At 71.9% G+C, this 14,243-nt stretch carries 12 protein-coding genes; 6 read left to right on the top strand and 6 right to left on the bottom strand.

Features of this window, described 5'->3' with window-relative positions; translation table 11 throughout:
• Positions 1-75: 75 nt before the first annotated feature.
• The 4 genes from KDK95_RS22460 to bsaP are packed head-to-tail and all read left to right on the top strand — an operon-like array spanning position 76 to position 3,754.
• Entirely contained in the window at positions 76-1,836 is a 1,761-nt protein-coding gene (locus tag KDK95_RS22460) for an HD-GYP domain-containing protein (RefSeq protein WP_212520226.1), read from the top strand.
• The gene (locus KDK95_RS22465; protein WP_212520227.1) at positions 1,833-3,275 is read left to right on the top strand and encodes an HD-GYP domain-containing protein; all 1,443 of its coding nucleotides are present in this window, start codon (positions 1,833-1,835) and stop codon (positions 3,273-3,275) included. Before KDK95_RS22460 ends, KDK95_RS22465 begins: the two co-directional genes overlap by 4 nt.
• A gap of 51 nt (positions 3,276-3,326) precedes the next feature.
• Complete coding sequence (locus KDK95_RS22470; RefSeq protein ID WP_212520228.1) at positions 3,327-3,542, top strand: biotin/lipoyl-binding carrier protein; 216 nt, start codon at positions 3,327-3,329, stop codon at positions 3,540-3,542.
• Positions 3,543-3,559: 17 nt separating this feature from the next.
• Positions 3,560-3,754, top strand: coding sequence for a biotin synthase auxiliary protein BsaP (bsaP, locus tag KDK95_RS22475; RefSeq protein WP_212520229.1), 195 nt, complete (start codon positions 3,560-3,562; stop codon positions 3,752-3,754).
• Between the two features lie 73 nt (positions 3,755-3,827).
• Here the strand turns inward: bsaP and KDK95_RS22480 are convergent, their stop codons facing one another.
• The 4 genes from KDK95_RS22480 to KDK95_RS22495 form a co-directional block, all read right to left on the bottom strand.
• A complete protein-coding gene (locus tag KDK95_RS22480; protein ID WP_212520230.1) occupies positions 3,828-4,331 on the bottom strand; it encodes a GNAT family N-acetyltransferase in 504 nt (167 codons plus the stop codon).
• Between the two features lie 33 nt (positions 4,332-4,364).
• A complete protein-coding gene (gene mctP / locus KDK95_RS22485; RefSeq protein ID WP_212520231.1) occupies positions 4,365-6,005 on the bottom strand; it encodes a monocarboxylate uptake permease MctP in 1,641 nt (546 codons plus the stop codon).
• Entirely contained in the window at positions 6,002-6,298 is a 297-nt protein-coding gene (locus KDK95_RS22490) for a DUF3311 domain-containing protein (RefSeq protein ID WP_212520232.1), read from the bottom strand. Before KDK95_RS22490 ends, mctP begins: the two co-directional genes overlap by 4 nt.
• Positions 6,299-6,398: 100 nt before the next feature.
• The gene (locus KDK95_RS22495; protein WP_212520233.1) at positions 6,399-6,662 is read right to left on the bottom strand and encodes a SemiSWEET family sugar transporter; all 264 of its coding nucleotides are present in this window, start codon (positions 6,660-6,662) and stop codon (positions 6,399-6,401) included.
• Positions 6,663-6,748: 86 nt separating this feature from the next.
• On the opposite strand from KDK95_RS22495, the gene KDK95_RS22500 reads away from it, so the two are divergent.
• Together KDK95_RS22500 and KDK95_RS22505 are read left to right on the top strand one after the other, a co-directional pair.
• Entirely contained in the window at positions 6,749-7,993 is a 1,245-nt protein-coding gene (locus KDK95_RS22500; protein ID WP_212520234.1) for an ROK family protein, read from the top strand.
• 44 nt (positions 7,994-8,037) lie between these two features.
• Entirely contained in the window at positions 8,038-8,193 is a 156-nt protein-coding gene (locus tag KDK95_RS22505) for a hypothetical protein (RefSeq protein WP_212520235.1), read from the top strand.
• Here KDK95_RS22505 and KDK95_RS37100 read toward each other — a convergent pair.
• Positions 8,190-11,471, bottom strand: a complete 3,282-nt coding sequence (locus KDK95_RS37100) for an AfsR/SARP family transcriptional regulator (protein ID WP_212520236.1) — start codon at positions 11,469-11,471, stop codon at positions 8,190-8,192. The two genes, KDK95_RS22505 and KDK95_RS37100, sit on opposite strands and share 4 nt — an antisense overlap.
• Position 11,472: 1 nt before the next feature.
• The gene (locus tag KDK95_RS22515; RefSeq protein WP_212520237.1) at positions 11,473-13,932 is read right to left on the bottom strand and encodes an AfsR/SARP family transcriptional regulator; all 2,460 of its coding nucleotides are present in this window, start codon (positions 13,930-13,932) and stop codon (positions 11,473-11,475) included.
• Positions 13,933-14,243: the final 311 nt, after the last annotated feature.

Genomic DNA, 14,243 nt, shown 5'->3' on the forward strand with positions numbered 1-14,243 from the left:
GCGCATATCCTCAGTAGGCTTAGCCGGTAGTCCGATCGGAGGGACCGATCGACGGGGCTGGCGAGGACGGACCGGATGCCGCAGCGCGCACGGTACTTCTTCTCCGCCGTGATCGCAGCGGCGGCGATCGTCGGGGCCTGCGTGCTGCCGGAGACCGACTGGGCGCACGTGCCCCGCGCCCCCTTCCTGGTCCTGCTGCTGCTGCAGGTCGTGCTGAACCTCACCATCAGGCTGCCGGACACCCAGGAGAGCCCGGCCGGGCCGGCCATGGTCTCGGTGCTGCTGGCCGCGATCGTGCTGCTGCCGCCCGGCGCCGCCGCGCTGACCGGCGCGGTCGGCTCCTCGTGCATGGTGCTGCGGCGCGGCGATCCGCTGCGCGTCGCCTTCGCCTGCGCCGTCGCCTTCCTGGCCGCCGCGGCCGCGGGCGGGGTCTACCGCGCCGCCGACGGCTACGTCGCGCTGACCGGCTCGGACTTCCCGCGCGCGCTGCTGCCGATAGGCCTCGCCGTGCTGGTGCTCAGCATGGTCCCGGCCGCGCTGATCGAGGCCTTCCTGGTGCAGGCCGGACGGCAGACGCCGCGGGCCGCGTGGCGCGACTTCGAGCTCAGGATGGTCCCGCGCAACATCGCCTACGCCCTGGTCGGCCTGCTCACGGCGGTCCTGTGGAGCGTGTCCTACGACGCGCTGGCCGCGATCGTGCTGCTCGGCCCGGTGGTCGTCACCCGCTGGGCCACGGTGCAGTACGAGGAGCAGCGGATCGCGCACGACGCGATCATCAGGACCCTGGTCCAGGCCGTCGAGATCAAGGACCTCTACACCCGCGGGCACAGCGAGCGGGTCGCCAAGATCAGCGAGATGATCGCCGCCGAGCTGCGGCTGACGCCGGAGCGCGTCGAGGTGCTGCGGTACGCGGCGACCCTGCACGACGTGGGCAAGCTCGGCGTGCCGACCCGGCTGCTGCGCAAGACCGAGCGGCTGGACGACGAGGAGTTCGAGGAGATCCGGCTGCACCCCTCCCGCGGCGTCGAGGTGGTGCGCGACATCGCCTTCCTGGACGAGGCGTACAGCGCGATCCTGCACCACCACGAGCGGATGGACGGGCTCGGCTATCCGAGCGGCCTGCGCGGTATGAGGATTCCGCCGTTCGCGCGGATCATCGCGGTGGCCGACGCCTTCGACTCGATGACCTCGACCCGCTCCTACCGCGGCGCCCGCGGCTCCGACGAAGCGCTGACCGAGCTGCGCGCCAACGTGGGCAGCCAGTTCGACCCGGCGATCGTGGACGCGATCGCGGCCGCGCTCTCCCGCGCCGAGCTCTCCGGCCGCCCGTGGCGCGGCGACGGCACCGCCTGCCCGAACGGCCGCGGCGGCCGGCCGGAGCTCGCCGAGCTGCCGCCCGGGGCCGTCGTCGCCCAGTTCGACCACGACGACCCCGCGTACCAGTTGCTCGCCGTGGACCTCGAGCTCGCCGAGAAGCCGCAGTCCGACGACTACGCGCCCGGCCCCGATCCCGAGGCCGAGCCCTCGATAGACGAGCCGGAGTACGCCGACCCGGACTTCGCCGGCCTGGAGTCCGTCGTGCTGGAGTCCGCCGAGCGCGAGTCCGCCGAACCGGCGTCCGTCGTGCTGGAGTCCGCCGAGCGCGAGTCCGTGGCGGCCGAGGCCGCCGAACCGGAGTCCGCCGACGCCGGGTTCGCCGAGCACGCGGCGCCGCGCGAGGAGCTGCGCCTCGGCCCTTTTCGCCCCGAGCTGAACCTGCCCGCGCAGGCCAAGCGGGAGGCGAAGGCCGATCTCGACGCCCCGACGAACACGGGCCCTGAGACGGAGGCTCGATGACCGGCGCCGACCGCTACTTCCGCCGGCCGGGCCCCTTTCCTGAGCAGGCTGGCCCGCGCCCGCAGGCGCGGCACCACGTCGTCGCCACGCCGGTGCTGCTCGGCTGCCTGCTCGCGGCGGGTGTGCTCGCGGCGGTGCTGAAGCTGTTCGTGCACGGCCCGGTCCAGGTGGCCGACGCCATCGCCTTCGGCGCGGTGATCGCGGTCGGCGAGGCGCTGCGGATCACTCTGCCGGGCGGCCGGGACAACGCGCCGCTGGCCGCCACCGCGTCGCTCGGCTACGCGCTGACCACCACGATCGGCGGCAAGCCCGCGCTCTGGGGCCCGGTGCAGGTCGTCGTCGTGGTCGCGGTCGCCGCCGTGATCGGCTCGATCCCGCAGGCGATCGCCGGACGCCCGGCCCCGATCGGGTACCTCGTCCGGCGTATCGGTGTGACCGCGATGATCGCCTGGCTGCTCCGTTCGGTGCTGGCCTCGACCGTCGTGTCGGCCACGCACACCGAGCGCTTCCTGCTGCTGAGCGCGATGGCGATCCTCGCCCTGCTGATCGACCCCGGGCTCGCGGCCGTGTTCGCGACGTCCTCCGGGTACTACGCGAACGGCTCGCTGATCGGCCACTCCGAGTACGGCGACTCGTCCTTCGGCCAGGTCAGGCCGCCGCAGCACGCTGCCGTGCCGCGCAGCATGAAGCGCTTGCTCGGCCGCTGGTTCGAGGAATGCGCGGCCACGGCGCGGGTCTGCCCGGCCGTCGCGGCGCTGTCCGTCGCGACCGCCCTCGCCGCCGATCCGCTCGGCCTGTGGGTGCTGCCGGTCGCCGCCGTGCCGGTCCTCGTGATGCAGCGGGCGCTGCGCCGCTACTCGGCGATCCGCGCCACCTACCAGCAGACGATCCGCGCGCTGTCCCGGATGACCGACCTCGCCGGGTACACCGACCCCGGCCACGCCCGCCGCGTGTGCCGGCTGGCCCTCGCCATCGGCCGCGACCTGGACCTGACCGAGCCGGAACTGCTCGACCTCGAATACGCGGCGCTGCTGCACGACATCGGCCAGCTCTCCCTCGCCGACCCGCTGCCCGGCGGCGCCACCGTGCTGGCCACGCCGTGGGTCGCGGCCGAGGTGGCGGCTCGCGGCGCGGAGGTCGTCCGGCAGACCGGCGTGCTCGACCGCGTCGCGCGGGTGCTGGAGGCGCAGCCGCTGTCCTACCGGGCCCAGCTCGCCGTCTCCGAGGCCGCAGTCGGGGACGACGAGGCGGTCGGCGACGAGAGCGAGCGCCGGGCCGCCGCGATCCTGCGGGTGGCCAACGACTTCGAGGACCTGCGCACCGCCGAGCCAGGACCCGCCGCGCACGTCAGGGCCCTGGCGCGGATGAGACGCGGGATAGGCGACCCGTACGACCCGCGCGCCGTCGAGTCGCTCACCAGGCTGGTCCCGGCCGAATGACGCCGGAGCCGGGTATCCGTGCCGTTCCCCCGGGATTGGTAGTGTTCAGCCATGAGCGAAGTGGTCCGCGCGGAGATGGTGGCGAACGTCGCCGAGGTGCACGTCGAGGCCGGTGACGAGGTCGGGGCCGGGACCGCGCTGGTGCTGCTGGAGTCCATGAAGATGGAGATCCCGGTGCTCTGCGAGTTCGGCGGCACGGTGACCGAGGTCCAGGTCGTGCCCGGCGACGTGCTCCAGGAGGGCGACGTCATCGCCGTTCTCGGCTGACGCGCGACCCGATGGCCATGACCGACTCCGTCCCCACCGCCCCGTACTGCGGCCACTGCGGCGAGCCCGCGCCGAGCCCGCATCCGGCCTGCGAAGCGCGCCTGGCGCTCGAGCCGCCGCGCTACTGCGCCCAGTGTCGCAGGCGGCTGATCGTCCAGGTGCTGCCCACCGGCTATCGCGCCCGCTGCTCCGCGCACGGCGACCTCGGTTGATCTAGCCGCGGCTTCAGACCATCGCCGGGTCCGCCCAAGCCCGCGCGCCGGCCCGCCCAACCCCGCGCGCCGGCTAAAGCTCCAGCACGTACGCGCGCAGCATGAGGTCCGTGGTCGGCGCCCAGTCCCGCTCCGGGACCCGGGTGAAGCCGAGCCGGCCGTAGAGCCGATGCGCCGCGACGTGCTGCGGGCCCGTGGAAAGCACGAGACGCGGCGCCCCCGCGAGCTTCGCGCGGTCTATGCACGCGCGCACCAGGGATTCGCCGACGCCGCGGCCGCGCGCCGGTGCCGCCGTCGCCAGCATCCGGAACTCCGCCTCGGCACCCGTCGCCAGGTCCTGCCACGGCGAGCCGGGCGCGGCGTAGACGACGGTGCCGAGGAGGTCTTCGGGCTCCTCGGCACCGTCGTCGAACGCGACGAGCAGGGTGGTGGCCGGCGATTCCCAGCGGGCCCGGGCATCGCGCAGCACCTGCACGTACTCCGGGCCGGCCAGGCCGTCGGCTTCGTACACCTCGGCGGTCAGCGCGCCGATCCGATCCAGCTCTGCTTCCCGCGCCTCGCGCACCACCAGATCCATACACGCGATCTTACGTGGCAAGGGACGCGCCGCTCAGACGGTCTCCGGCTCCGTCGTCACGCTCGCCGTCTGCTCGAGATCGCTGTCATGGTCGTAATCGGCCGGTGACGTGGCGTCGACCCCGGCCGGCGCCTTGATCGCGCGGAGCACGAGGTTCGACACCACGAGCACGACCAGGTTGACCACGAGCGCGGTGACGGCGATGTATGCCTTCTGATGCGTCCACGGGATCAGCGCCACCTGCGAGGCGAAGTGGTGCTGCGTGGCCGAGGACTGCTGCCACGCGACGACGGTGCCGTACACGATGCCCGCCGCCCAGCCCAGCAGCAGCGCCCAGCGGTGGAAGTAGCGCGTGTACAGGCCGCCGACGATCGCCGGGAAGGTCTGCAGGATCAGCACGCCGCCGAGCAGTTGGAAGTTGATCGCGCTGGTGGCGTCCAGGCCGAGCACGAAGGCGAGCGCCCCGAACTTGACCAGCAGCGAGACCCACTTCGAAACGTTCGTCTGCTGCGAGTCGGTCGCGGCCGGATTGACGAAGTCGACGTAGATGTTGCGGGTGAACAGGTTCGCCGCCGCGATCGACATGATCGCCGCCGGGACCAGCGCGCCGATGACGATCGCCGCGAGCGCGATCCCGGCGAACCAGGACGGGAACATCGCGTCGAACAGCGCCGGAACCGCGTGCTGAGCGTTGCCCCCGAGGCTCTTGCCGGTGAACCCGGCGGCGATCGCCATGTAGCCGAGCAGGGCGACGAAGCCGAGCATCAGCGAGTAGACGGTCAGCGCGGAGACGTTGCGGCGCACGGTGCTGCGCTGCTTCGTGGCCAGCACGCCGATCTGCGCGTGCGGGTACATGAACAGCGCCATCGCCGAACCGATCGCGAGCGTGGCGAACGGCAGGGTGCCGCCGTGGGCCAGCAGCGTCGAACCGGCGGGCAGGTGCGTCACCGGGTTCTTGGCCGCGAGCCGGGTGCTCGCCGCGCCGAAGATGTGCGTCCAGCCGCCGAGGCGGGTCGGGATGTAGATCACTGCGACGAGGATCGTCACGTAGATCAGCAGGTCCTTGACGAACGCGATCATCGCCGGGGCGCGCAGGCCGGAGGTGTAGGTGAACGCGGCGAGGATGATGAAGGCGACGAACAGCGGCAGGTCCTGGGCGAAGGAGGAGCTGTTCGAGCCGATGCCCATCACGTACAGCACGGACTGGATGCCGACGAGCTGCAGCGCGATGTACGGCATCGTCGCCACGATCCCGGTGACCGCGATCGCCAGCGACAGCGAGCGGGAACCGTGCCGGCCCTTCACGAAGTCGGCCGGGGTGACGTACCCGTGCTTACGGGAGACCGACCACAGCCGCGGCAGGAAGATGAACACCAGCGGCCACACCAGGATCGTGTATCCGACCGCGAAGAAGCCGAGCGCGCCGCCGGCGAACAGCGCGGCCGGGACCGCGACGAATGTATAGGCGGTGTACAAATCCCCGCCGATCAGGAACCAGGTGATGAAGCCGCCGAAGGAGCGGCCGCCCAGTCCCCATTCGTGCAGATGCTGCGGAGAGCCGGTGCGCCGCCAGCGCGCGGCGAGGAAGCCGAGCACGGCGACGAGTACGAACAGCGCCGTGACCACGCCGAGTTCGACGCCGTGCACGCCGGTGGAGGCCGCGAGGTACCTCATGCCCCCGCCTCCCCGCCGTCGCGCCCGGCCGGCTCGGCGGGTGCGGCGGCGCGGAACTCCTTGCGCCGCCGCTCATCGATCTTCATCGCCCAGTAGGCGGCGACCATCAGGATCCCGGTGACGACCACCAGGAGCAGTTGGTACCAGTAGAAGAACGGGAATCCGCCCAGCTTGGGCGTCGCGGTGTTGTACGTCGGCACGGCGATCACGGCGACCGTCGGCGCCAGGATGCAGAGGGCTGCGAACAGCCGCAGCGGAGTGATCATCCCGGGCGGGGTGGTTCCCCCGGCCATGGGCACCTCCAGGAGTGAGAGCTACATCACAGTGGGTATCTCTTCTGGAGGTTAGTTGCGAATCGGCCGCTTGCCACGGAAGCAGTGCATTTCAATTGGGTCACAGCATGCGCACGTGCCGCACCTTCAACGCGAACAGGCTCAGCACGAGCAGCAGCGTCAGCGCGTTCGGCAGGATCACCGCGAGCGCGGAGACCGCGAAGCCGTAGACCAGCCAGAACGCGACGCCGAATCCGAACATGGCGAACCAGCCCCAGGAGAAGTCCTGGGTGGACCTGGTGCGGAAGGCCTTGGCCACCTGCGGCAGCCACGCCGCGGTGGTCATCGAACCGGCCAGCAGGCCGATGAGCATGGCGGTGTTCACGACCGACCCCCTCCTCCACGGTCCCGGGCGGGTGCTCCGGGCCTCGATAATTTTGTGCAGACGCTGTACAAATACATAATCAGGGGGTGACCCCACCCCTGTCCAGTTCGATCATCGGTCCGAACGGCAACGATTCGGCCAACAACGCCTCGCGCCTGCTGACGCTCCTTCACCAGGCCGGCGGCGAGGCGACGCGGGCCGAACTGACCGCCCGGCTCGGCTGCGGACGCTCCGCCGCCGGGTACGCGCTGACCGACCTGGTCAACCGCGGACTGGTCAGGATCGACGAGCACCCGGCCGCCCGCCGCGGCGACGGCGCCGGCGCCGGCGGTCCCGGCCGTCCGTCGCACCACGTGCTCGTCGCGCCGACGTCGCCGGTCGCACTCGCCGTGCACCTGCGCGTGGACACCCTCGACGTCGCAGTGGTCGAGCTCGGCGGCCGCGTGCTGCGGGTGGAGCGCGAGCCGGTCGAGGAGCGCCCGGAGGTCGCCTCGATCTTCCTGCGCATCGGCAGGCTGCTGCGCAAGATCGGCCGGGAGGCGGGCCGGCCCGTCGCCGGCGTCGGGGTCTCGATGCCGTCCCCGGTCCGCACCGAGGACGGCTACGCGCTCGAACCGCGGCACCTGGAGTGGGCCGGAGTCCCCACCCGGGACCTCGTGCGCCAAGGCCTCGACGAGCCGTGGCCCGTCCACGTCGGCAACGACGCGAACCTCGCCGCCCTCGCCGAACACCGCCACGGCGCCGGCCGCGGCGCGCACCAGCTGCTCTACCTGACGACCGAGCACATCGGCATCGGAGGCGCGCTGATCAGCGGTGGAAACGTCTTCGGCGGCGCGCGCGGCTACGCGATGGAGGTCGGCCACACCACCGCCGACCCCGACGGCCCCCGCTGCTCCTGCGGCTCACGGGGCTGCCTGGAACTCGTCGCCGACACGAGAGCCCTGATGCGTGCCGCGTTCCTGCCGGACGCCCCGGTGACCGGCATCGAATACCGCGCCCGCGTCCTGCTGGAGGCCGCCGAGCGCGCGGACCCGGCCGCGCTGGCCGCCGTGGACCACGTCGCCACCCTCCTCGGCAGCGGCATCGCCGGCCTGATCAACCTCCTGGACCCCGACCGCATCGTCCTGGGCGGCCTGCTCGCCAAGCTCTACCCGCTGGGCGCCGACCGCATCGCCGCCGAGATCACCGAACGCTCCTTCCTCGAGCGGGCCGTCCCCGTCCCCGTGGCCCCGGCCACCCTCGACTGCGCGGCCCTCCTCGGCGGCGCCGAGCTGGTCCTCGACCAGGTGCTCCAGACCCTCCAGGTGACCATCGATCATTCCGCCGGGTAATTCGATCACGCCGCACAGTCGCCACGTCGGCTAGCCTCGCTGATGTGCTTTCCACGGCCGAGAGCGTGAAGATCCTCGTCGTCGACCCCACCGACCACGGCTTCAACCTGCCGGTCGTCGGCCTGCTGGCCGTCGGCATCCTCGTCCTGATCGGCCTGCTCGTCTACCTCCTGACCCGCCGCGACCGCACCCGCCGCTAGCCGATGCCACCGGCCCCGGCGAGCTCCTCAAGCCAAGCCGCCGCCGGCTCGTACTCGACGACCTTCATCCGCCCATACAGATCCACCGCGGCGCGCAGATGCTCCACCCCTGACTCCAGCATCCCCAGCCGTACCTCGCACCGCGCCATTCCCTCCAGCGCCCGCGCCTTCTCCAGCGGATGCTCGGCCCTGACCGCGAGATCCAACGCATCCCGGTACAGCGCCAGTCCCGCCTCGGCGCCGTTCGATGCGGCCCGGTACGCGGCGATGGTGTTCCGGACCTCCGCCTCTCCGACCAGGTACTGGGCTTCGAGGTTGATCTGCAGCGCCCGGTCGAGGTGCGGCGCGACGAGATCGAGTTCACCCGCCGCGCAGAGCAGTTTCGCGAGTTCGTTCCTGGCCTGCGCTTCGCCGAAGGCGTTCCTGATCTCAAGGCTGAGATCCAGCGACCGGGTGAGCCAGCCCTCTGCGACATCGACGTGCCCTTGCGCGGCTGCGATGCGGCCGCGCTCGAAGTAGATGTTGGCCTCGCCGAGTCTGAAGCCGATCTCCAGGTGCAGGGTCAGCGCCTCGTCCAACTTGTCCGCAGCCGCCTCGAAGTCCCCGGTGAGCAGCTGCTGACGCCCGATTTCCTGCAGTACGTTCGCAGTGGAGATCTTGTTCGCGGTCTGCCGTGTCAGCTCGAGGCCGCGGTCGAGCATCGGCCGTACCGCGCCGAAATCCTCGAGCGCGTAGGCCGCGCGGCTGCTGGTGAGCAAGGTGTTCGCTTCGCCGTCCTTTGATCCGGCCGCCCGGTAGAGGTCGGCTGCCTGCGCGAAGTGCTCACGAGCGCTCGCGTTGCGGCCCTCGCAGTGGGCGAGTATCGCGAGGCGGAAGACCACGCCGGCCAGCAGGACCGGGGGACCGACCTCACGGTAGATGGCGCTCGCCTGTTCGTACGGTTCGACGGCGAGGTGGTTGTCGCCGCGTTGGAAGTGCGTCGCCCCGATGGAGCTCAGGACGTCGGCCTCCGCGCGCCGGTCGCCGAGTTCTCGGACGATGGCCAGCGCTCGCCCCAGATGATCGAGCGCTGTTTCGGCTTCGCCGAGTCCGCAGATGGCGACGCTCAGCTCGCAGAGGATGCGCACTTCTTCGGCTCGGTCGCTTCGATCGCGGGCCGAGGCCAGCAGGATCGTCAGCAGTTCCGCCGCCGTGCTCCAAGGCCCCTCGGACCGGTGGAACTCGGACAGGGCATCGATGAGTGTGTCGCGTCGGTGGGTGCCCGTGGACGGGTGCGCGATGAGCGCCAGCAGGTTCGCGTGTTCGGTGCGGCGCCAGAGCCGTGCCGAGGACAGTTCGGCGAGGTCCGGGAAGGGCTTGATCACCTTGGATACCCGCTGGGCCAACAGCCGGGGGGCCGGGCCGTCCGCGGCGCAGGCGACGGCGAGGTAGTAGTCCACCAGCCGGTCGAAGGCGCCGGTGGAAACTGCGGGATCCTCGGCGGCGAGGGTGCGGGCGTGGGCACGCAGGAGGTCGTGGAGGCGGTAGCGGCCGGGGGTGTGCTGAATCAGCAGGTTGTGGTCTAGCAGGGTACTGAGGTGGTGCTCGGCGGTGGAGAGGTCGGTGGCGGCGAGGTGGGCGGCGGCGTAGAGGTCGAAGTCGGGTCCCGGGACCAGGCCCAGCAGGCGGAACAGTTGCTGCGCGAACTCGGGAAGTATGCGGAGCGAGGCGTTGAAGACGGTGGTGAGGTCGCGGTCGTCGTCCTGGAGGCCGGCCAGCCGGTTGGCCTCCTCGGCCAGTTCGGCTGTCAGCGTCTCGACGGTCAGAGTGCTGTCGTGGCGGAGGCGGGCGGCGACGATGCGCAGGGCCAGGGGCGTGTGGGCGCAGAGGGTGGCGAGTTCGGCTGCGGCGTCGGCGCGGGCGGCGAGGTCGGCTGCGCGGGCGGGGCCGGCAACTTCGCGGAGCAGGGCCGCGGCGTCGTCGTGGGAGAGGACGTCCAGGGCCAGCAGGTGTGCACCGTCCAGGCTGGTCAGGCGGTTTCGGCTGGTGACGAGGACCAGACAGCCGGGTGCTGCGGGCAGCAGGGGACGGACCTGGGCCGCGTTCACGGCGTTGTCGAGGACGATGAGGGTTCTGGTGCCGGCGAGCTTGGAGCGGTACAGGGCGGTGCGGGCTTCTACATCGCCTGGGATTGCCTGCGGGGGCACTCCCAGAGAGCGCAGCAGGTAGTCGAGGGCGTCTTCGGGGGCTATCGGATCGAGGTCCGCGGCGTAGCCGTGGAGGTCGATGAAGAGTTGGCCGTCGGGGTAGCAGTCGCGCATGCGGTGCGCGGCGCGGATGGCTAATGCGGTTTTGCCTACGCCGCCCATGCCATTGATGGCGGAGATGACCACCGTGCCCGAGGGCTGGGCTCCCGATCCATCGGTGGCACGTGACGTCAGTTCGTCGAGTTCGGAGTGGCGGCCGGTGAATAGGCGGGTGTCGGCGGGGAGTTGGCGTGGTGTGGGGAGTGCTGAACGGGGAGTTCCCGTGCCGACGGAGGTGGAGGTGTTGAGCGACGGAGGCACGGCGAGCGACGGGGACGCGTTGAAGATGTTCCTACGCAGGGCCTGGATCGCGGTACCTGGCTCGCCGCCTAGTTCGGCGATCGTAGTGCGGCGCAGGTCGCGGTAGACGTCTAGGGCGTCGGTGCGGCGGCCTGCGCGGTAGAGGGCGAGCATGAGTTGGGCGTGTAACGCCTCGCGGAGCGGGTTCGAGACGGTCAGGACCTTGAGTTCATCGATGATTTCGGCGTGGCGCCCCAGGTTGAGGTCGGCCTCGATGCGTCCTTGGAGGGCGACGAGTCGGTCCTCGGCGTAGCGCTGGATGGCCGGATGGCTGTGCAGGGCGGGGACGTCGACGAGCATTTCGCCGCGCCACAGGTCCAATGCCGCGGCGTAGAGCTTTCTGGCGCTGAGCCACTCGGCGGATGCGGCTGCCTCGTTGGCCTGGACGAAGTGGTCGGTGAAGGCCGCGAGGTCGAGGTCTGCGGGGGCCACGTGCAGGAGGTAGCCCGGCGGCACGGCGCGGATCAGGGCACTGTCGCCAAGGGCCTGGCGAAGGCGCATTAGTTGGTTGTGCAAGGGCGCGCCGGAATCGGCTTTGTCGCCCCAGAGCAGCTGGACGAGCCGATCCGCGTGGACGACGGTGTCGTGGTCCAGGACCAGGGCGGCGAGGAGGGCGCGGCGGAGCCGGCCGCGGATCGGGATCTCGGTTCCGTCGGACCAGACGCGGAGCGGGCCGAGCAGGGAGTAGCGCATGTCAGAGATCTTCGCCGTCGGCGGGTCCGGTCAGCTCGGCGAGGTACCCCTCCGCCCGGGCTGCCTCGGGTCCGGTCAGCTCGGCGAGGTACCCCTCCGCCCGGGCCGCCTCGGGTCCGGTCAGCTCGGCGAGGTACCCCTCCGCCCGGGCCGCCTCTGGCACGGCCAGCTGACGGTAGATCTCGACGGCCTCCCGCTGCGCCTGCACGGCCCGCGGCCGGTCGGTGTCCGCGAGGCACGTGGCGATGCCGGCGAGGGCTTCCGCCTGGAGCGCCGCGGCGTCCACGTCGCGTGCGCTGGTCAGGGCCTTGCGATACCAGGCGAGTGCCGCTTCGGTATCGCCGACGTCTGCGACGAGTGCGCCCATCAGAATCCACGCCTCCGCGCGCCCGACCTCGTCGCCCGCGTGCTCGTAGGCGGCGATGGCGGCGGTCAGCAGATCCCGGGATTCCCCGACCTGCTCCAGCAGGGCCAGCAGGTTGCCGCGCTCGGCGGAGATCCAGGCGACCGCCTCCGCGTCGTCTCGCAGTGGCCTGACGACGGCGAGGTTCGCCGCCCGGCGCGCGGACGGCGGCCGCACCTGGCGGGCGAGCCGGTCGGCGGCGACCTGGGCGGTGGACTCGTAGTAGTCGAGCAGCCGGTCGAACGCCGCGCCCTGCTCGCCGGGCGGGGCGGCGAGGCCGCGGGCGAACGCGCGCAGCAGGTCGTGCATCCGGTAGCGGCCGGGCGCGTGCTCGGCCAGCAGGTTCTGCTCGAGCAGCGAGTCGAGCAGCCGGCCCGCCTCCCGCAGCGGGGCGTCGAGCAGGTTGGCCGCGGCGTATGCGTCGAGGTGCATGCCGGGCAGCGGGCCCAGCAGCCGGAACAGCCGCGCCTCGGGCTCCGGCAGCCCGCGGTAGGAGGACTCGAAGACGCCGGCCAGGGTCCGCTCCTCGTCCCGCAGGCCCTCCATCATCCGGTCCGGCTCCGCGCGCAGCTGAGCGACGAGCCCGGCGACGGTGGTCCCGCGGTGGTGCCGCAACCGGGATGCGACGATCCGCACGGCGAGCGGGACGAAGCCGCACAGCTCGACGAGTTCGCGCGCGGCGGGTTCTTCCGCCGCGATCCGGTTCTCCCCGGCGACCATGCGCAGCAGCGCGATCGCCTCGTCCGGGGCCAGCGCGTCGAGCGCGAAGAAGTGCGCGTCGTCCAGGCCCATCATCCGGTTCCGGCTGGTGATCAGCACCACGCAGCCCGAGGTGCCGGGCAGCAGCGGCATGACCTGCGCCGTGCTGGCGGCGTTGTCCAGCAGGATCATCGTCCGGGTGCCGGCCAGCCGGGAGCGGTAGAGCGCCGCGCGCTCGTGCGGGTCGGCCGGGATCGCGCGCGGCTCGACGCCGAGCGAGCGCAGCAGGTAGTCCAGCGCGTCCTCGGCGCTCAGCGGCGCGAGTTCGGCGTCGTAGCCGCGCAGGTCGATGAACAGCTGGCCGTCCGGGAAACGCTCGGCCAGCCGGTGCGCGGACCGCACGGCCAGCGCGGTCTTGCCGATCCCGGCCATCCCGTTGATCGCGGAGATCACGAACATCCCGGCCTCTTCGTCCGCGTTCTGCGCCAGCGCGACCAGCTCGTGGAACTCGGCCGCCCGGCCGGTGAACAGCCGCGCGTCCACCGGAAGCTGGCGCGGCACGTGCCGGGGCGCCGGGGTGCCGACCGCCGCGGGCGTGGCGGGGCTCTGCTTCGGCAGGCTCAGCGACGCGGCCGAGTCGAGGATGTCGGCGTGCAGCGCCTGCACCGCCGCGCCTGGCTCCACCCCCAGCTCGTCGACCGTGGCACGCCGCAGGTCCCGGTAGACGGCCAGGGCGTCGGCCTGGCGTCCGGCGCGGTAGAGGGCCAGCATCAGCTGCGCGTGGAACGCCTCGCGCAGCTGGTACGACACTGTCAGGGTTCTCAGTTCGCCGATGAGTTCGTCGTGGCGGCCGAGGTTGAGGTCCGCCTCGATCCGGCCCTGCAGCGCCAGCAGCCGGTCCTCCGCGAATTGGTGCACGGAGGCGTGGTCCAGCAGCGTCGGGACGTCGACCAGCATCTCGCCGCGCCACAGGGCCAGCGCCGCCGCGTAGCGGGTGGCCGAGCGCGCCCAGTCGCCGTCCGCCGCGGCCTGCCGCGCCTGGGCGCAGAGTCCGGAGAACTCGTCGAGGTCCAATTCATCGGGCTCGACGTGGATCAGATAGCCGGGGGCGACGGCCTGGATCCGCTCGGCGTCCGGTCCCAGGGCCTGGCGCAGCCGCATGATCTGGTTGTAGAGCGAGGTCGTGGTGGACGACGGCGGCCTATCGCCCCAGATCATGTCGCCGAGCCGGTCGGCGGAGACCACGGAGTCGCGGTGCAGCAGCAGCGCGGCGAGCAGCGTGCGTCGCAGGGTCCCGCGAATCTCCACGGGGCCGTCCTCGCCGTGCACCTGCACGGGTCCGAGCAGAGCGAAACGCACCGAGCCTTCTTCCTTCCGACCATCGGCCCGTCCCCGGAGCGCGACAGCCAGATAGTAGCCCGACGCGGTGCGTGACCGGAACAGGGTTATGTGACCGGCGTGGTAGTCGGACGGTAGGCGGGTCCGCCATGCTGGGGCCAGGTGCCCGGGTGCACGCGAAGCGTTCGCGAGCGTGCGCACGCGGTGATCGGCCGTTGATTCCCTTCGCGCGGCGGCGATCGCCTGCGGGGTGCCGGCTCGTGCGGGGGCCGGCGGGGTCGGTGGGCCCCTGCCGGCCCCCGGCCGTCGGCGGCGTCCTCGGGAGGGGAGGG

It is taken from the genome of Actinospica acidithermotolerans (assembly GCF_018139625.1).
Taxonomy (GTDB): domain Bacteria; phylum Actinomycetota; class Actinomycetes; order Streptomycetales; family Catenulisporaceae; genus Actinospica; species Actinospica acidithermotolerans.